Source organism: Desulfococcus sp. (genome assembly GCF_041737845.1).
Classification (GTDB): domain Bacteria; phylum Desulfobacterota; class Desulfobacteria; order Desulfobacterales; family Desulfococcaceae; genus Desulfococcus.
In genome coordinates this window covers 26,303-45,410 of sequence record NZ_JBGSQX010000115.1, presented here as the reverse complement: position 1 = coordinate 45,410, position 19,108 = coordinate 26,303, and the positions used below count along the sequence as shown (strand labels likewise).

General features: G+C 58.1%; 16 protein-coding genes. 1 reads left to right on the top strand and 15 read right to left on the bottom strand.

Going from position 1 to position 19,108, the window contains the following annotated elements; genetic code table 11:
- Window positions 1-93: 93 nt before the first annotated feature.
- From ACEW8N_RS13260 to ACEW8N_RS13240, 5 genes are all read right to left on the bottom strand, one after another.
- Window positions 94-2,808 (bottom strand): cation-translocating P-type ATPase, encoded by a 2,715-nt coding sequence (locus tag ACEW8N_RS13260; RefSeq protein ID WP_373500309.1) that lies wholly within the window; start codon window positions 2,806-2,808, stop codon window positions 94-96.
- A 250-nt stretch (window positions 2,809-3,058) separates the two neighbouring features.
- On the bottom strand, window positions 3,059-4,471 hold the full coding sequence (locus tag ACEW8N_RS13255; protein WP_373500308.1) for a hypothetical protein: 1,413 nt from the start codon (window positions 4,469-4,471) through the stop codon (window positions 3,059-3,061).
- Entirely contained in the window at window positions 4,468-5,841 is a 1,374-nt protein-coding gene (locus ACEW8N_RS13250) for a CHAT domain-containing protein (protein ID WP_373500307.1), read from the bottom strand. Before ACEW8N_RS13250 ends, ACEW8N_RS13255 begins: the two co-directional genes overlap by 4 nt.
- Window positions 5,838-7,262: a hypothetical protein gene (locus ACEW8N_RS13245; RefSeq protein WP_373500306.1), complete on the bottom strand. Its 1,425-nt coding sequence runs from the start codon at window positions 7,260-7,262 to the stop codon at window positions 5,838-5,840. The genes ACEW8N_RS13250 and ACEW8N_RS13245 overlap by 4 nt, the downstream gene beginning before the upstream one ends.
- A gap of 11 nt (window positions 7,263-7,273) precedes the next feature.
- Window positions 7,274-8,617, bottom strand: coding sequence for an alpha/beta fold hydrolase (locus ACEW8N_RS13240; protein ID WP_373500305.1), 1,344 nt, complete (start codon window positions 8,615-8,617; stop codon window positions 7,274-7,276).
- A 799-nt stretch (window positions 8,618-9,416) separates the two neighbouring features.
- Here ACEW8N_RS13240 and ACEW8N_RS13235 point away from each other — a divergent pair.
- Entirely contained in the window at window positions 9,417-10,211 is a 795-nt protein-coding gene (locus tag ACEW8N_RS13235) for a M48 family metalloprotease (RefSeq protein ID WP_373500304.1), read from the top strand.
- 88 nt (window positions 10,212-10,299) lie between these two features.
- Here the strand turns inward: ACEW8N_RS13235 and ACEW8N_RS13230 are convergent, their stop codons facing one another.
- From ACEW8N_RS13230 to ACEW8N_RS13185, 10 genes are all read right to left on the bottom strand, one after another.
- A complete protein-coding gene (locus ACEW8N_RS13230) occupies window positions 10,300-10,626 on the bottom strand; it encodes a type II toxin-antitoxin system RelE/ParE family toxin (RefSeq protein ID WP_373500303.1) in 327 nt (108 codons plus the stop codon).
- 489 nt (window positions 10,627-11,115) lie between these two features.
- Window positions 11,116-11,550, bottom strand: a complete 435-nt coding sequence (locus ACEW8N_RS13225; RefSeq protein WP_373500302.1) for a phosphate-starvation-inducible PsiE family protein — start codon at window positions 11,548-11,550, stop codon at window positions 11,116-11,118.
- Window positions 11,551-11,562: 12 nt separating this feature from the next.
- Window positions 11,563-12,165 carry an AI-2E family transporter gene (locus tag ACEW8N_RS13220; RefSeq protein WP_373500351.1) on the bottom strand — a complete coding sequence of 201 codons (603 nt, stop codon included), beginning with the start codon at window positions 12,163-12,165 and terminating at the stop codon, window positions 11,563-11,565.
- A gap of 507 nt (window positions 12,166-12,672) precedes the next feature.
- Window positions 12,673-13,647, bottom strand: coding sequence for a universal stress protein (locus ACEW8N_RS13215; RefSeq protein WP_373500301.1), 975 nt, complete (start codon window positions 13,645-13,647; stop codon window positions 12,673-12,675).
- A gap of 170 nt (window positions 13,648-13,817) precedes the next feature.
- The gene (locus ACEW8N_RS13210) at window positions 13,818-15,971 is read right to left on the bottom strand and encodes a cation:proton antiporter (protein ID WP_373500300.1); all 2,154 of its coding nucleotides are present in this window, start codon (window positions 15,969-15,971) and stop codon (window positions 13,818-13,820) included.
- A 56-nt stretch (window positions 15,972-16,027) separates the two neighbouring features.
- A complete protein-coding gene (locus tag ACEW8N_RS13205) occupies window positions 16,028-16,204 on the bottom strand; it encodes a hypothetical protein (protein WP_373500299.1) in 177 nt (58 codons plus the stop codon).
- A 227-nt stretch (window positions 16,205-16,431) separates the two neighbouring features.
- Entirely contained in the window at window positions 16,432-16,647 is a 216-nt protein-coding gene (locus ACEW8N_RS13200; RefSeq protein WP_373500298.1) for a multiprotein-bridging factor 1 family protein, read from the bottom strand.
- Between the two features lie 326 nt (window positions 16,648-16,973).
- Window positions 16,974-17,177 carry a hypothetical protein gene (locus ACEW8N_RS13195; protein WP_373500297.1) on the bottom strand — a complete coding sequence of 68 codons (204 nt, stop codon included), beginning with the start codon at window positions 17,175-17,177 and terminating at the stop codon, window positions 16,974-16,976.
- 11 nt (window positions 17,178-17,188) lie between these two features.
- Window positions 17,189-18,649, bottom strand: coding sequence for an SEC-C metal-binding domain-containing protein (locus ACEW8N_RS13190; RefSeq protein WP_373500296.1), 1,461 nt, complete (start codon window positions 18,647-18,649; stop codon window positions 17,189-17,191).
- Between the two features lie 120 nt (window positions 18,650-18,769).
- Window positions 18,770-19,036, bottom strand: coding sequence for a hypothetical protein (locus ACEW8N_RS13185; protein ID WP_373500295.1), 267 nt, complete (start codon window positions 19,034-19,036; stop codon window positions 18,770-18,772).
- Between the last annotated feature and the right edge of the window lie 72 nt (window positions 19,037-19,108).

The window sequence follows — 19,108 nt, the reverse complement described above, 5'->3', positions numbered from 1 at the left end:
GTCCGGCGGATCGATCGTTATTAATTATTGTCTACCAATCTGACGTTTCTCTCTTCACAATCGCCTGGTTCCATAAGGTTTCCAAAACCTGCCTCACCGGCTTCTGGTCCACTTGAAGACCTCCATCACCAGCAACACCGATGAAGCCATCGCCAGCAACAGGAGCCAATGCGTGAACCTCGCCGGCCGGGTCCCCAGGATATTCTGCATGAAGGGCAGATGCATGCTGAGAAGATGGATGCCCTGAGCGGCGATCACCCCCAGGACCAGGAAGATATTCCGCCGGAGGGGAACCTTGAAGGCGGATATCGACTCCGAACGACAATTGAACACATGCACGTTCTGGAGCAGGACCATAAAGAGCAGGACGAGATTGCGGGCGACGGTCTCGTCCATCATTTCCACACGCACCATCCAAAACCAGTATCCAAGTGCGAGGGTGCCGATGGTAATCCCCGAAACGAGGGTCTGCCAGACCATTTGCGGATCGAAGATGGTTTCCTCCGGTTTTCGGGGCGGGCGTTTCATGGCGCCCGGCTCCCCGCCTTCAAAGGCCAGGGCCACATCCTGAATGCCGTTGGTGACGAGGTTGAGCCACAAGATCTGCACCGCCAGCAGCGGGATGGGCAGTCCCGCCAGGATCGCCGTGACGAACATCAGGACTTCGGCCGCGCCGGTGGAGATGAGCAGGTAAATCACCTTGCGCACGTTGTCGTAGGCAAACCGTCCCTCCTCCACACCGGCCACGATGGAGGCGAAGTTGTCGTCGGCGACGATCATGGACCCCACCTCCTTGGCCACGTCCGTTCCCGAGCCCATGGCCACGCCGATGTTGGCGCGCCGCAGGGCCGGGGCGTCGTTGACCCCGTCCCCGGTAACCGCCACAAATTCCCCCCGCCGGATCAGCACATCGACGATTTCCAGCTTCTGGGTGGGAGACACCCGGGCGAATACATGGGTGGATGAAACCATTTTTTCGAAAGCCGGGCTGTCCGGGGTTCCGGCCTCGCTCAACTGCATCCCGGTCACCACCGGCTCATCGTGATCGGACAGGCCCAGTTCCCCGGCGATGGCCCCGGCCGTGGCGGGATGATCCCCGGTGATCATCATGACCTGGATGCCGGCTGTCTTGCAGGTCTTTACAGCCGCTGCGGCCTCCGGTCTCAGGGGATCGATGAATCCCACCAATCCGTGAAAGATCAGCCCGGAAAGCAGCGCTTCCTCCGGGGGTGTGCCGTCTCCGGTCGACCGGGTTTCACCGTCGGCCACGGCCAGGACACGCAGTCCATTTTCCGCGAGGGTTTGTGCCTGCCGCTCGATGCGCTCTCGGTCGAGGTCTGCCGGCGTCCCATCCTGCAGCATCTTCCCGCAAAAATCGAGGATCGTCTCCACGGCCCCCTTGGCAGCCAAGCGTCCGGAGCCATCCTTGTCATAGAAGGCCGCCGAAAACTTGCGCTCGGATTCATAAGGGATTTGGCCCGTCACGCTGAGCTGGTCTCTGATCTTTGCCGGATTCAGGCCCAGCTTGTATCCTATGGCAAGAAACGCCACGTCCATTGCGTCCCCTTGGTGTTTCCAGTCTCCATTTTCCTTGGCGAGTGACCCTTCGTTGGTCAGAATCGCCAATTCTGCCAGTTGCTTCAGACGATCCTGAGCGGCTTCGGAAACCTTTCCATCTTCGTCGGCCGCCGAGACGCTTCCCTCTCCGTTATAGCCCTCTCCGGAAAGATCGAAGGCTTGCAAGTCCGCAAAAGCGATGATGCGGGCCGTCTGCTGGTTGACCGTCAGGGTCCCGGTCTTGTCGCTGGCGATCACCGTGCAGCTTCCCAGGCTTTCCACGGCGGTGAGTTTGCGCACGATGACGCTGCGGCCGGACATACGCTTGGTGGCGATGGAAAGGGTCACGGTCAACGCCACGGGAAGCCCCTCGGGGATGGCCGAAACCGCTAAGGCCACCACGAAAAAGAAGATCGCCGCGAGATCCTGGCCGTGGGTCCACAGGAGAAGCGCGAGACCCGCGCTGATCCCCAGTACCAGGATGCTGATGTGCTTGACGAACCGTTCCATCCGGAGAACCAGCGGGGGCTTGCCGCTTTCCGATTCGGTTACGGTCCGGGCGATGATGCCGACCTGTGTTTCGGTGCCGGTGCCGACAACGATCCCGGTTCCTCTGCCGGAGGTGACGGTCGATCCGGCAAAGGCCATGTTGCTGCGGTCAGTCACCCCGGTGTCCTTTGGCAGGGTCGCCGCGGCTTTTTCAGAGGCCAGGGATTCGCCGGTCAGGAAACTCTCATCGGCCGCGAGGCTGTTGGTCTTAATCAGGCGAAGGTCGGCCGGCACCTTGTTGCCCGATTCCAGCAGCACGATGTCGCCGGGCACCACCTTTTCCGCCGGGATGTCCATCTCCCTGCCGGCGCGGCGGACCCGTGCCGTGATCTTGAGCAGTCGCTGCAGGCCGGCGGCGCTTTTTTCGGCCTGATATTCCTGGTAGGTCCCCAGTCCGCTGTTCAGGGCGATGACGATCAGGATGAAGATCGCGTCGGCGGCTTCTCCGATGGCAACGGAGGCGACAGCGGCCGCCAGCAGGATGAAGATCAGAGGGTTGAGCACCTGATGGAGAAGGATGGCCCAGATCGTCGGAGGCTCCCGGGTGGGCAGGGTGTTGGGTCCGTAGAACGAAAGGCGGTGCAGCGCCTCCTCCGTTTCCAGGCCGTCCGGCCCGGATTGAAGCTCATCATAAACCGCCTGAACTTCCAAGGCATGCCAATGCTCTTCGCACAGCCGGCACCCATGTTCCGTTGTTTTCACGCGAACCTCTTCTCTGTTTCATGGCGTTGGACCTGCAGCCTGCCGTTTCCGTCCTGTCCAAACTGGCCGCCCCAGGCAGCGGTCACTCCTTCCAGTAAAACCCGGGAAACGACGACATCGTCAACGCTGGAGCGGCTCTGGCGACGGCTCAAGGGCTTTTGGTCGCTTGTATGGGTTTGGACCCCGCGTCCACTGCTCCATGATGATGATGATGATGATGATGATGATGATGATGATGATGATGGGAAAACTACAACGGCGGCAGGCATGCGGTGGGATCGCCCAGGATGACCATGCTCTGACGGTCGAGGGCGGTGAGCTGGGTGCGAAGGGCGGCGAGTTCGGCGCCTTCGATGCCCCGGGCGACCTGGCGCAGGGCCTGATTCCATTGAGACAGAAGCTCCCCCACGTGTCGGTAGCATTCCTCAAATGCCAGTCCGACCGGTTCCGGGCGCTTTCGGTGCATCCGGTTATACACGGCGTTTTGCAGGGAGGCGGTCAGCACCTGGCCGGTTTCGGGCTGGCGCAGGGTCCAGTCGAAGGTGGGTTCGACCTGGCCGATGAAGGCCCGAAGGGGTTTTTCCGCACCGAGCAGCAGTCTGGGCAGGGGGGCGACCCGGGCGCCGAGGCCGGCGACGGCGGCGAGCGTCTCCGCTACCGTGGAGCCTTCGGCGACAAGCCCCAGGTAACCGGACTGGTCGTCGCTCCCGGCGGAGCAGCAGGCGTGGGCATACCAGACGGCGCCGTCGGGCTGCCACTCGCTGAGCAGCGCAGCAGGGTCTAACAGGGCGTAATCATGATCCACCAGCCAGCCGAGCTGTTGGGCCATGAGGGTTGGGTTGTTGAGCGGGCCGGTCATGCCGTGGCTGGTGGTGACGATCAGGGCCGGCCGGCGGTCTTTGAGGGTCCGGGACAGGGACTGGGAGGTGGCGTCGGCACCGGCCAGGGAGCGCAGGTTGTCGCCGATCTGGTTGTCTTCGGCCAGTTTTTTCGCAATCGGGGTTGCGATTGCCCCGCGCATCAGCCAGGTGATGTCGGGATGCCCGTGGTCCACCGCCCAGACGACCGGCTGCTCGGGGCGGCATGCAGCCTCCGCCCAGTTGTTCAGCAGCGCGTCGATATAGCGTTTGAGTCCGTCGCCCGTGAGGTCTATGCGGCCGACAAAGGCGGCGTTGTTGAGGACGTACTGCAGGCTCCAGGAAACCTCCCCGGGTGTTCCGTAGATGAGCAGGTAACGAGGGAGGCACTGGTCGCCCGTGCCGCGCGGTGAGCCGCTGACGGCAATGTCGCGGGGGGAATGGTCGACATAATAGCGGCGCAGAAACCGGTTGTTCAGATCTTTCCGGTACCGGAACACGGGCGCCTGGTTGCGGGCCGCGACCAACTCCCGGATCGGCTCCGGGGCGTCGAGGGCCAGGGCCCGGTCTTTTTCGGAAACCCCCTCGTTCTCCGGGAGCACGAGGCCCCAGCCGACCGCCGCGTCGAACCAGTCGCGGAGGTCCGCGGGTTCAGGGGCCGCGAGCAGCCGCGGAATCTCCTGCAGCTTTCCCTTGACCGCCCAGGAAGCGGCCTGATGGGGATCGAGCGGTGCGCTGGGCTGCCCTTGGGGGCCGGTCCAGGCGTTGATGGTCAGGGTCGTCGGCCAGTTCATCTTGTTCCTCATGTGGATCCTCCGGTGGTGGAAAAATTGCCGTTGCGGTCCGGGCGCAGCGCTTCGGGAAGATCCGCCAGGATGGCCAGCAATTGATCGCGGGCCGCCTTGGGTGTTTCCGGGGGCAGCGATTGCAGGGCCTTGGCGACCATTTCGGCGCGGGCCTTCATCTGTTCGAGGATTCTTGGATCGATCCCCCCGTCTGCCTTCTTCACCCGGAAGAGTTCCGGGCGCAGGTAGAGTACCGGCAGGGCCCACTGGCGGAAATTGCCGGGGTCGTTCCGGTGTTTTTGACACAGGCCGGTGCGTGGGGGGCGCAGGGTTTCCGCCCACTCCACCTCCACTGTCTGACCGGATTGGATCGTTTTGAGCTGCTTCTGCAACCGGTCAAAAACCGCAGGATAGAAGCTGACGCAGAATTCATGGGCATCCCCCGCGTCGATCGGCTCCAGTGATCCCACGGCCGCGGGAATGCCCGAGGCGACCAGGCTGTGGGCCATGGAATGAAGGTCGCTGGTGGGCCGGCCCCCCTCGCAGCAGTTGAGGGTCACCATCCAGACCCGCCCCATTCCGGGCATGCCGGCCAGCTGATCGACCTCCAGGCGGATGGACCCCGCCGCATTCTGCTGCAGATTGTCGAGGAGGGTGGCCAGCTCAAGCTCCGAAACGCCATGGGCGGTGGAACCGTGGCAGAAAAAGTGGACGATGTGGGGGGCGAACGCCTCCAGTGCCTCCTCGATCTCCATGGTTCGATCCGGCAAGGGGTCGACCTGCACTCCGGTTAATCCCTGGTTCATGATTTCATTCCGAATGGCATCGAGCAGCAACTTCTCGCCCACGAAAATCTTTGCTTCGATCGGCAGGCCGTCTTTCCGCCCCTTGTCGACGGCCTTTCGCAGCGATTCCCACTCGGGCAGGCCGTCGATTCCCAGGGCGGCAATGAACGCCAGGATCCTCAGCGGCGGGCTGAACTCAGGTTCGATCCACTGCCGGTCGGCTACCGAATCGGCCATTCGGGCGATGGGCCAGCGACGGTCCAGGGCGAGAAACTGCCCGTGGTCGTCGCACAGGGTCTCCCAGCATATTCTTTCCGCATCGTTGACATCGACCTTGAAATACAGGGGACGCACCTGGCCGGTGGGCGCAAGCAGCGCCGTGTCCAGCGCGGAACGGATCGCCGGATGGGTTTTGAGCCGGGTGAAGATTTCTTGGCCGTAAGCCGTGACGGCGTTGGGCTGGGACCATGCCGGCATCTGTGCCGTATCGCAGTCAAAACGCTGGGGGATAAGGGCCCCGATGAAGTTGGCCGGGGCCTTGATCAGTCGGATGCTAGCCGCCGCGTCGAAACTCGGTTCAATGGCCACGATGGTTCGGTTGCTCATGGCTTGTCTCCCCGTCGGGTGGTGTCGGCCACCTTGGCAATAACATCCTGAATCTGCTTCAAAGTTTCCCGAAGCCCTTCGGTGGTCTTTCCCGTTTCCGACCCCGCTTCGTGCGTCAGTTTGAGGAGATTCAGGTTCTGTTGTTCGATGAAGCGCTGGGAGGCGGCGATCCAGGAGGGCACGTTTTCATCTGCTTTAAAGATTTTTTTCAAGAGGGGGTGAGACGGCACGTCATTTGCGGCATCCACGATCCGTTGAAATGCAACGCGGGCCAGGGTGCGGGCCTTCGGTTTTCCGGTCACCCGGGACGGATGACAGTAGGTGAACAGCGCCGGGCTGGCCGGAGGGGGCTGAGGGGCCGGCCCGAACAGAAAGCGGTAAATCCCGGCCAGGGCCTCGCCGTCGAAATCTAGGGGGATCTCGTGGTGGATGACCGGGCCGGGCCGCAACTGGGCAATGGCATCGGCGATCTGCCGCAGGCCCATCTGGCAGTAGTTCTGTTCGGGAGAGCTGAATGCCGCAGACCAGGCGCCGGTCTGGGTCAGAAAGGTGGTCAGTTCGGCGGCGCCCACAAATCTTGCCGTGTTCCGGTCCTCGTTCCGTAACGGGGTTTCCGAGAGGGCGAGGGCCCCCCGGTCCCGCGAGAGGAAGCCGTGACAGACAAAATGAGCAATATCGATGCTGTGCCCTTCAAGGGCGTCGCGAATCCACAGCAGCCAGGGGTTTTCGATCCTGCCCGGGCGGTCGTTGACCTTCAAGGTGGCTTCAGGAGCGGCGTATGCCCCGGCGTTTTCGGGGTTATGGAGCTTTACCGGCCCTCCGAGAAGGCCCATCTCCTGCATGCGATGTTCAAGAGCAGGATACCACTCCCGATCGGTGAAGATATGGATGGTGGTCCGGCGAGGCACCGCGGAAAGGATCTTTTCAACCATCTGTGTCAGGTGGTCCATGACCATGAACGATTCCTTTGCCGCAGGGAGACTGCTGCACAGGACCGCATCCAGCACTGACGGCGTTTCCCGGGGCGGATCGGCCAGAAAATCCGGAAGCCGGAGGATGGGAACCTTGAGGGCCGGCTGCATCAGCCGCTCCCAGGGGACCATGCCGAGATAGCCGTAAGGCTTCACCAGGTGCAGCCACAGGGGCCGCCCCTCGGGAGCCGTGCCCGCGACGGCCAACCGCAGGGCGTCCAGCAGGCCGTCGGGAAGGCTGAATTCGTATCCCCCGTAGAGGGTCTTGCGAAACTCCAGGCGCTCCGGCAGTCCCATCTCGTCGGCGAAAAATTCCCATCCGTCGATGCGGTCAAATTCGCCCTCAATTCGGCCCTCGAGTTCAAAGGTCACGCGGGTTGGACGTTCCGCGGTATTGAGACTCACCTTGAGCGTCAGCAGATGATATTCCCGTTTCAGTATCTCCGCCATGATCCGGTTCCTTATTGGGATGCCAGGGAATAGAGCGCCCACCAGGTCGATTCGTTGCTGATGTCGCCGTGTCCCTTGATGGTCCGGGTGCCGCGCAGGCCGATGATCTCCGTGCCCGCCGGCCATTGATACGGCTGCCCTGCGTCCCGGATATCGATCAGCGCCTCTCCGGCACCGCGCGGGCCGAACCCGCCTAATGCGGCGTATTTGCTGGGCGGATCTCCGACTCCCGCGATTTTCGCCTCGCCCAGGTCATCCTTTCGCCGCAGCGCGAGGTGGAAGGTTTTCGTGAGGGGAAAGTCATGGGCGCTGAAGGTGGTCAGGATCGGTTTGTTCACCCGGGCGAGGGCTTCCCGGTAGCCGCCGGGGTGGTCGGTGCCGGGAACTTTTTGGGCAAAGCAGAGGTGGGAAACCGCCGGCTGGAGCAGGAGCATCGATTCGACCTTGCGGGGCAGGTCGTCGCCGAAGCCGGCGGCCGAGAGGACCACCTTGCCGCCGTAGGAATGTCCGATGAGGTGCAGCCGCGAACTGCCTGCGGCGAGCAGCTCCCGCAGCAGCGGCCCGACCCCGCGGGCGCCCACCGTGCCGGCCCGGTCTTTCATCTGGTAGACGGTCAGGGTCCGCACGATGTTGCGCGGATCGAGTTTTTTAAACAGGTCGCCCAATCCCGCGGCCTGGGGGCCTTCAGAAGCAGCACCGCCGGTGGTGCCAAAATCCTCCAGATCCGCTTCGGCCTCAGGAGAAGCGGCTGCCCACAGGGAGACGATCTCCTTTTCGGATAAGGGAGATCCTGTCTGAAGCTCATCGTCCGTTTCGTGATAGAAGCTCCTGGCGATTTTTGCCAGTTCCAGGGCCTCGGGCTCGGACAGGCCGGGTTTCTGGACCAGTTCATAGAAGCGCCCGGCCTGGTCGGCGGGCAGTTCGTCAGCCAGTTCGCGGATTTCCCGGCGCTCCTCGGCGACCCTTGCATCCATTGCCTCGGGGTCGGCCGCGGCGATTTTCGGTCCTGTTTCGCTTTCGCCGAAAACCAGGGCGGTGCTCGGCCAGAAGATCCCCACCAGCAGCGGGCGGTAGCCGGAGGGCATGGGCAGGTTGCGGGCGCGGCGCATGGTCATGTAGCCCTTGAGAAAGTCTTCGTAGCGTTTGGTGGCCACGCTCCAGTCGTTGTTCCAGCCGTGGGAGAAGAGGAAGATGTCTGAGTAGGCGCCTTCCTTCACACTGTTGATCAGATGGCGGCGGGTTTCCGGGCCGTCGCAAATGCCCCGCTTGTCGAAAGGGATGATATAAAAGGGTACCTCGATGCCGTCATCCATGCGGATAAACCGGTATGGACCGGGTTTGAGTCGATCGGTCATGGCGGGTCTCCTTATGTGCGTGGGGTTCGGTTTCCATTGATCCGGCAATATTTCCAGTTTAAAATACGGCCGTTCAATGCGTTGCCGAGCAAGGCGGTGCGTCCGAGGGCAGCGTCTGGATCTAGGGTGATGCCGAATCAGTCATTTCCAGAAGGACGGGGACCAATTGTATTGAGCCAACAGGCATGAACCCGCTGCCGCATCGGTGAACTTGGTTGATTTAATGTGGTTGTAGGATCAAGATGCTTGTAGGATAAATAGCTAATTATTTCGGGCGAAATGTCAATACCATTATTTTTGGCGTCTCCGTTGATGATAGGCGCCGACACCCTCATGTTGCGAAGCTTTGGTCCATCTGTCCGACAAAAGACGCCCGTATCCGACATCATCGACCCATTGAAGCGGTTTCGAAAGACCAACCGCCTCAATGGCCTCTCGATACCGGATATGATCGAGGAGGGACGGCGTTGATCCCTGCCCGGTTCGTCGTCGAAAATTCGGTCGTCATGTTCTGCCCCTCTCCACACAGAACGCCTCCCTTTTGAAGGCCGCCCGGAAATGCAAGGTCCCGATCTACGAGCCGACCCGCCCCCGATGAAATAACCAGACTGAACGAAAGGTGCTCATGGCGTTTTTGCGCCGTTCCCCATGTTTCAGGGCAAGTTTCGCTGTTTTCATGCGGGGCCTCCATGGCAGTGTTGACATTGTCTTTTCTTTAATGCGAAAGTCCTGAGTTGTCTGCTGCTATGGAGAGAAGGATATGAACAAAAGGGTGTTATCAATTTTTGCAATCCTTTGCATGCTAATCACCGGGTGCGAGGAGACGGATGTCGGCATGGCGATCCAGGCCGGGGCGGATGCCCTCCGGGCCGCCACCCTGAAGGATGAGGATGTCAAGCGCCTGGCCGTGGAGGTCGCGAGGCAATCGGACCTGAAACATTCCGTGGCACCTCCCGACCATCCCCATGCGCGGCGGCTTCATCGGCTGATCGGCGGGGGTGAGGAATACGGGGGTCACGGGTTCAACTGCAAGGTGTATCTGTCGCCCGAGGTCAACGCATTTGCCATGGCCGACGGGACCATCCGGATCTACAGCGGGTTGATGGATATGCTGGACGACCGCGAGCTGCTCTTTGTCGTCGGCCATGAAATGGGCCATGTGACGGCGAAGCACATCAAGAAAAAGATCATGCTGGCCTACGCCGGCAGCGCCGTCCGGAAGGCGGTCGCCTCGCAGCAAAACGAAGTCGGCGCCATCGCCAGATCCGCTGTCGGCGCCTTTTCAGAGACCCTGCTCAACGCCCGGTTCTCCCAGCAGGAGGAGCGGGAGGCGGACGATTACGGCGTTCTGTACCTGGAGAACAGAGGGCACGACCGGCAGCCCGCCGTTTCCGCCCTGATCAAACTGGCCGCCGCAGGCAACGACCACTCTTTCCTGTCAAGCCATCCGGCACCGGAGGCAAGGGCGAAACGGATCCTCGAAAACGGGTACGATCCCCGGGAAACGACGGAGTCGTCAGTGCTGGAGCGGCTCTGGCGAAGGCTCAAGGGGGTTTGGTCTTCTGCTCGTTTATATTTTTCGGGGATCATTTGATTGTTAGCCGGCAATTTTTAATGAGCCCTGGAAACATGCAGGCAGGCATCACGAAAGATCCGTGTCCCGGAATAGACAATGGGATCGGTCACGCCTGCAGCAGGCGCCGCTGCAGGAGTTTCTGCATGTCACGACGCCCATCGGCAATCAGGAGTGCATACACATGATTTTCCATGATGCGGTAAATCATTCGGTAGGGCTTGAAGAAGATTTCGCGAAACTCGCGCATTCCAACGGCAAGCAATTCCTTCGGGAAGGCGCCGCGCTCAGGATTTTCAGACAGGCTGTTGAACGCTTTTTCGATTCGATCGAGAACGTAATCCGCATTGCCCCGTCCATCGCACCGATCGATGGAATCATAAATATCCTCCAGGTCACGCGACGCATCATCGGTCAACAGCATCGAGAAGACCATCAGCGGGACTCCGGCCTGTTTCGAAGGTGCTTGATGACATCGGCAGGGGGTTGAACCTTTCCCTCTTCGATCTGGCGGGTGCCGAGCGCCAGGATTTTCAAGAGCGCCATCGTCTCCTGCGTTTGTTCGTAACTTTCGATATCCTGCACTTCAACAAAAGCAGTACCCGAACGAGGATGCGGTGGACACGATTTTCCCTTCGGATTGAACCCTCTTGGACGAGTGAGGCATCTCTCTGTTTGTCAAATTCTTTCATGTTCGGTTCTTTCGGTTCGCAAAAGTGTCGAAGCCTGGCCTAAGGCAGGTCAGCAGTTTGATGGAGTCTTCCGCCATGAACATGCTGAATAAAAAAATGCCCAACCCGGCCAAAAATTTCCACCCGTCAAACATTTTCCAGCATTGCCAATCACCTTGAACCCGACGCCGCGTTGACCTGGTTGTTTTTTCAAGCCACCCGCCATGCAGGCTGTTATTTGCGCTGTCCTGCGATCAGCCAGTAGGTGATGCCCAGGGCAAAATCACCGCACCGACGCCCATCACGTGTTCGGAACTGATCTTGTTGAAATCGAAGACGATCACCTTTCGGGCGATGGCCATCAGGGCCGTGGCGACCACCAGCTTCACGTGGATGACGTTGTCTTTTAAATAAAGAACAATATTAAGAAAGATTTCAACAGCAATGAGTACGGCCAGAAATGCGCCGAAGGTGTCCAGGATGTCTTCTATTCTCAGGATCAAAAACGGCGGTTCAACCATATGCTGGTAGATGACCCACACAACATCCGCGATTCCCCAGAAGATCACCAGAGTCATCAGGATCGCCAGGGCGCGGATGCCCAGGCGAATGGTGGCGTTCAATGCGCTGATCAGGCGGTCTTCACCCGGCTTGATGGACAAGCCTTCGTATTCTGTGTCCGTATTCATGGTGCTTTCTCCTTAAGAAATGTCTGTAGACAAACGGGTTTGGGCCTCCGGCTGCGCTATCTCCTCCGGCCAGGCCTGGATGATCGCCTGTACCAGGGTGGCCAGAGGAATGGCGAACACAACACCCCAAATGCCCCAGGTGCCGCCAAATATCAGCACGGCGCTGATGATGGCCACGGGATGCAGTTTGTTGACCTCGGCAAACAAGATGGGCACCAGCACATTGCCGTCCAGTTGCTGCAAGACGATGTAGGCCAAGGTGAGCCAGATCAATTGCTGGGAAAAGCCGAACTTCAAAAAAGCCACCAGCACCACCGGAACAGTCATGACGATGGCCCCCACCACGGGAACGAAAACCGACAGGCCGACCAAGGTGGATAGCAGGATAGAGTAATTGAGCCCGAACAGGTGAAACAGGATGTAGGCGGCCACCCCCACGATCAGCATTTCGATGGTTTTGCCCCGGATGTAATTGGACATCTGGACATTGATGTCCCGGCCGATCCGATTGACCAGGGTCCGATCGGCCGGTAAAAACCGAAGCAGCCACCGGGCCAGCCGGTCCTTGTCCTTCATGATGAAAAAAACCAGGACGGGTACCATGAAAATGCTGATTATAATGGATTTTGGGGAGGGGTACGATAACCTCCCAGCGAACCCGATATCAAAAGGTTTTCAATCCAGCTCTCGCTGTAGCAAAATCGGTTCAACCTCTCGGCTGGACTTTTATGACCATGGTGCTTCACGGTTTCCGGACACCACGGAGCAAAGTTTCCGGCATCAGCGATATTGGCGCTATAAATTTCTTGAGAAATCGGCACGCATATGCTTCTATTGTTTCGGGTGGCGGATCCTGTATCTGCATTGCCCATATAGTTAGAGACCTCCTTGCCAGGGATTAGTCTCTAACTATATTAAATTATTGATAAAAAATCTAGGTAAAAAATATTTTGTTTAATATCAATATGTTGAGCTTGAGTTTGCAGCCGAATCAACATATTGTGCCCCATGAAAATCGGCCTCCCCAAAATCAATTATAATCAGGAATTTTGGGTCAATTTCGGCCAGTGAACCCTTTCGATACGGATATAGTTTAAAGGATTTTAACAGGCTTAAAAAGCGTCACTCATCAAAATTCACCGGGGTCTTGAACCCAGGAGGCTTTATGGCAAGCACCGAACACGTAAGCTGGTCGAGAATGGCTTCGGCGGTATTGCCGATGATCAGTCCTGATATGCCGGTTCGGGCGACCGTCCCCATGACGACAAGGTCCGCTCGCAACTCCGCCGCCAATGGCGCGATCTCTTTTTTTGCCGGTCCTTTAAGCAGGTGAAAGCCAGGCGAAAGGTAACCATAGGCGTCTTTGCCGATCCATCCGCGCAGTTCCTCGGCCAGCCTGTAAAATTCATTCTTGTGGCGCTCATGCTCTCTTTCACCGTAATTGGTCAAGCCTTCCGGCGATATGCCGCCTCGGGACAACATTGTTTTTTCAGCAAGGGCTTCCCAGGCGTGAACAATGTGCAGGGACGCAAAGTCGGAAAGCGTCAGTGAGGCGGCCAGTTCCAAAATTTCGCGATTAAGCGCTTGCTCTGAAGGGAGGGAAACAAAAAGATCGAAATCGACAGCCGCCAGGATGATGCTGTATTTCGATTTCTCAGGTGGCTTCATGAGCCAGACCGGGCAGGGACATTTCCGGAGAAGATGCAGATCGTCACTGCCGAACAGCCGATTTGTCCAAGTCGGATTTTCCGCTGGCTTGATGAGCAGATCATGCCCATTTTTCAATACGGCCCGAATTGCCTCAAGGTACGTCTTTCCAACCAATACCTCCAGCCGGATTTCCAGGTGTTCACTGTAGGGTTGAACCATGGATTCCATCGCCTTGCGATGATCGGATTCTACGGCGGCTCGCAGATCGCTGGATGTCAGGCCTCCCGGCGGCAAATCGATACCTTCCGTGAGGGCATGAGTCGGGATTACATCAACAATTGTCAGATCGGCCTGATTGTTTACCGCCAGCAAGACAGCACGGGCAATCGTCGATTCCTGTTCTGCGGTTGGTTCGTTCACGTAGAGTATGTTTTTGAAACGTTTCATGGATCACCTCGTGCGTCGATAGCTTTTCAGTTAATGACTTTGGGAAGGCAGCAGGGAGGGGACAGGCCTGTTGCGGCTGACGCCTTGAAAAACTGTCGGCCATCCCCGACCGATAACGCACCCAAAATCTTTATCTGGAAAGCGATATCTGTTGAGAAAGAGTTGAGCCGTCAGACAGGGGCCAGGTTCTTCAGCTCTTTGATACTGCTCGACTTTCCGATAACGATCAGACAATCCCCGCCAAGCAAGCGCTCCGCAGGGTTGATCGTCGTGATCTGATCCTGCCCCCTGCGAATGCCGACCAGGGTCGCCCCGAACTTTTGCCGAAAATGAAGCTCCGCCAAAGACTTGTCTGAAAGATCCGAATTTTCCGACACCTTGATTTCGGCGATTTCAAAGCGGTCTGTGTCTTCTGCGTCTCTTTGCGGCTCAAGGTGATTCAGTATGGTTTCAGCCTCCTTCAAGCCATCCGGATGTCCCATGAGGAGCAGACGGTCGGCCGGGAAAATTCTAAAGTCCGGCTTCGGCTCGTGAAAGATGCGCCCCCCCCGACTGACCGCCAGAACAGATATACCCGAAGCCGATAACGGGATTTCTCTCATTATCTGCCCGGCGGCCGAAGCATCCGAACGAATACGCAACTCGAGAAATGAGACAGGCCAATCTACATTTTCCGGCAGAAAGTCCATCGCGTAAGTCAAGGCGTCGGCCGCTTGCTCCGTTGCATCCTTAAAAGGCCGAAATACCAAATTGACGCCAGCTTTTTCGAACTCAGCGGCTTCTTGGCTGTTTGTCGCCGTCAAGGCCACCTTTCCGGTATATCCGTCCTTCTTGAGATTATGGATAAGCGCCAGGCTCATCTCTTTGGAACGAACGGCGCTGATAACCCATCGCGCCTTTTTCAGCGGCAATTGCTCATGCATCTCCGGGTCCGCCATGTCGCCGTAAAAAACAGGCACCCCTCTCTTGCGCCACTTATCCAAAGTGCCGGGGTCGAAGTCGAACCCTACGATGGCATTTTTCCGCCGTAGAAGGTGTTCCATCAGCCCGCTGCCATAGTTGCCCAATCCCACCAAAATAACATCGACCGCTTCCGTTTCCGCGAGGGTGTCTATGGCCGCCTCCCGGTAAGGATTGCGCCTTTCGAAAATCTTCAATGGGGAGGATAGAACACGATAAAGCGGGTAGGAATAGAGGATCATGTAGGTGGACAGGAATATGGTCACCACCCCCACGAGGGTGATCAGCCCCATCGTTTCTTCGGTAATGTGGCCGATACTCAGCCCCAACGCCGCTACGATAAGCGAAAATTCACTGATTTGGGCCACCGTGAGACCGGCGAGAAAACCAGTGCGACGACGATATCCCATGACGCCCATGATGATCAGAACAATGAGCGGGTTGCCGACGAGCACAAAGATGGAAAAAACAAGCGCTGCGCCCAATTGCGAGCCCACCATGGACCAATCCAATCGTGCGCCAAGATCGATGAAAAAAAACAGAAGGAGAAAATCCCGTAGGCCTGTGAGGCGCGCGCCAATCGAATCCCTGAAGGTGGTGGACGCCAGCGAGACACCGGCCAGAAATGCGCCGACCTCCTTACTGAATCCCAACAGCTCACTGCCCGCTCCGAGAAGGACCGCCCATGCGATTGCGAATAGCGTCAACAGTTCCAGCGAATGCGCGAGGCGCTGGGTCAGATAAGGAATGACATATTTCATCAGCAGGGCAACCGCGCCCAACAGTCCCAACCCCTTTGCGCCGATCATCATGTACGAGAGATACCCCGAATCATCCCCGGTAACAGATGATCCCCATGTCGTCAGGCCGACCAGTGCCAGAATGGCGGCGATATCCTGAACAATCAGAAATCCAAGAGCAATCTGCCCATGAAGAGAGTCGATTTCTTTTTTGTCCGACAGTAGCTTTACGATGATGATCGTACTTGAAAATGTAAGCGCGACCGAGACATAGCCGGCACTGAGATATGACATGCCCATGACGATGGCGATGACAAATCCGATAATCGACGTAAACACGATCTGTCCGAGGCCGGTCGCCAGGGCGACGGGACCGGTGGTCCGAATCAGATTCAGATCGAGTTTAAGCCCAACGATAAACAGCAGCAGGGCTATGCCGATATGGGCCAGAAGCTCAATTTGCTCATAGCTGTGTATGATGCCAAGAAACGAGGGTCCGGCCAAAATGCCTGTTGCCAGAAACATGATGATCAAGGGCTGTCGCAATTTTTGCCCGACAATTCCAGTCAGGGTTGCGAGCCCTAAAATAGCGGCGATTTCCACAAAAGCATTTCCGTTTACCATTCTCTGCATTTCCTTTAGTGCTTTGCGGCGTCACATGATGTCCTTCCCACCCCAAGTCATTTTTCCTGTAGCAGGCGTTCCTTTACCTTGGCCATCCTGCGGGCCTTGTATCTGTCATGGCCTGCATCACCATTTTTATTCCCGATGTTTGAAGCCTGGTCAACAATCTGAAATTCGGAAAGGACATGCACGACCCGCGAAGGCAGCTTTATGCCCGGCGCCCAGACTTCCAAATGCCTTTCGTCCAGGTGGATGGGGAGTTCGACGATAAAGCTGACGGTCTCCCCCTGTGTCAGGGTAGTTGTCACCTCCGATCATAGCAGCGGCCCGTGCAGCAGGTTGCAGATGTTCCAAGTGAAATTGGCGAGTTGTGAGTGGGTCTCCAGATTCCCCGTTCCTTTGTGAGTACTGCTCATCCGGTATAAAACCTGTTCTTGATGGGGCGATTTGTTTTGATATCTTACGGCAGTTCGAGCATCCCCTGTGCCGTCATTCTATCACAGAAGGCATCCAACTGCGCCCGGGCCAGCTTGGACGGCTTGGCCTGGGCATTTTCCCAGCGATTGACAGTGGCATAGCTTACCCCCAACTCCCGAGCAAGATCCTCCTGACTGATGGCAAGCTGGCGCCGAACCTCCTTGGCCAATGCCGCGTAATCCGGATGGATAGGTTTCATCGGGTCTTCCTATAAAGTGATGTTCAACGATAATAATAGACTTAATTACAGATGCCTTAACACCTGAAAAATTAATCGCAACTAAATTTTTTGCATTTCGAATTAAAAATCTGGGCACTCGAACGCAACCAGGCTGTTAAACCAGGCGACTCGAAAAACGGAGAACGGGAGAATTCGGAAAGGACATCTTCGGCGAGCGCCCGCAACCCTTGGGGATGTACCCGGACCCCGGACGGCGGGCTTCGAGACGGAGCATCTGGAAGGATGTGAAGGGTGGCGTAACCGGGCGCGGGCAGGGCGGAAACGACAAAACCCCGAGGGATCGATCATTTAAATGGGCCCACGGGGTCTTGCGTTAAATAAGAACCGCTGAAGTTCAGCGGATTAAATTTAACTCCTCTTGGTGGACGAACTGCGCCACCAATTTTCCGGGCCGTCGAAAGAAATGATGGATTTCTTGCGTTACGGTGGAGCGTTTTGTAAAGATTCAGACATTTCAGCAGCGGCGAAGCATCCATGGGGATATCCACGCCGCCCTTCCTTACCGGCTGGGCAAGCCGAGAAGCTCCCTTACCCGCGCTGCACCTTTTCGGTTCGCCTCCAGCATGAACGGATTCTGCCCTCGGGACCTCTCGGCATCCTGCAGCAGGGCTTCCACGGCCTCGCGCCCGTCGGCGGTCTTGACGGCATCCCTCGGCGTCCTGCCGCCCAGGGCCGGAATGCTCTCATTCACCCAGCTTTCCCAATGCCTGGAGATCATTTCCACCAGATGTTCCCGAATCTCCGGTTGCTGCATCAGCGCTTCATGGTCTTTCGGCGTTCCGCTTTCGCCTTCTGTGGCCGGGTGCCTGCTCAGCATCCCATCCAGGTCCTGAATTTCGTCCACCCTGAAGCGGCCGCTGCTGCGGAGCCGCGCATCGATCTCGCGGCGCAGGGTTTCCGCCCGTTCGGCGGAGTTGACCTCCGCCGTCAGCCGGCGGCCGTCGATCACGATCCTGCCCAGCAGCGTAACGGCCATACCGAGGCTGATCCCGCCGCCCTTGCGCTCCCAGGGAATTTCAACCCGAACGATCCGGCCGTTCTCGTCTCGCGCGGCATCGGCGCCGAGTTCCTCGGGCGTCATGGTGACGCAGAGATCGGAGAGTTTCCCAAAGGCCTCCTCGGCGGACGCCACATCGTAGACCAGACGGTGAAATTCGAGGCGATGGCCGTCGGTATTGTGGAGTTCCGGCGCGGTGTGCAGTGAACGGTCGAAGTGGAAATAGAGTTCCCGGATTTCCGTATCCCAATCGTACAGGGTCTCCCCGGTGACGGCGGACCCGCCATGGCGCATTCGTTTTCTCAATTCAATGACCCGCGGCTTGAAGGCCGGGGGAATGAGGGTAACGCCGAGCCCCATCAGCATCCCCACCCCGTCCACGGAGACGGCCCGGCCAAAGAGGATGTCGCCGGACTCAACATGTTCCGATGCCGAGCGCTCCAGGACGTCAATGCGGGAGCCCGTCAAAACATCCCGGAGCGTCATCCCTTCTCCCCTGTCGACGCTCAGCGCTTCCCAGAAGCTGTATGGCGTGCGGTTGACGCTTTCGATCAGGCGCTGCTCCAGGGGGGTGAGCCTGCCGGCCCTTGCTTCGGCATAGAGTTCGGCTACGGTCCGCCCTTCCGGCCCCGGCAGGTCGACCCCGGCGTCCTTCGCATCGTATTCCCAGTTGAACAGAAACCAGAGCCAGAAAATTGCGCCGATCCGATCGAGCATTTCTTCAGGGATCTCGTCTTCGGGGCCGGGCCACAGCAGGAACTCGTCCATGGCCACGGCAAAGCTCTCCTTTCCGAATATCCGGGTGGCATGGGCGAGCAGTCGGTTCACCAGTCGATCATGGGCCTCCGAGAGCCGCTGATAGTAAAGCGTCAGGGACGGCGGCGCCACTTTGTGCATGCAGCACTTTTTGTATTTTTTCCCGCTGCCGCAGGGGCAGGGTGCGTTGCGACCGATTTTCATCATCTTGTATCTCCAATTGATATCCCAAACCTTGCGGCCAATGCATCCAAAGTAATTACCTCCTTATCCTCCCCTCCGATTTTTTGGGCCACCGTGCCTTTGCCCGGTTCAGAAAGGGCCGCGCTACATGCTTGGGTGCGCCGGAAACGATGTCTTCGAATCCGGGCAGGCTGCGATGAAGGTCTCGTACAGATGTGCTGCGCGTTCCGGCTCTTTTTTGATGATCTTTCCAATATCATTGGCAACATTCTGAACATCGTCCACGAACGACCAGGCGTCATCGTAGGAGATAAAGTCTCCGGGCGAGAGCGCCGTTTCGATGGCCTGCTCGAGGGGATCGATCTGTTTTCGCTTTTTGGATCTCACGTTACTCTTTTCATGTTTATTCATTCTCACGATCCTCCCAGGCTGTTCTGATAGCAGGAAAACCTGCTATCCGGCTTCACACAGGATATTCTCCGC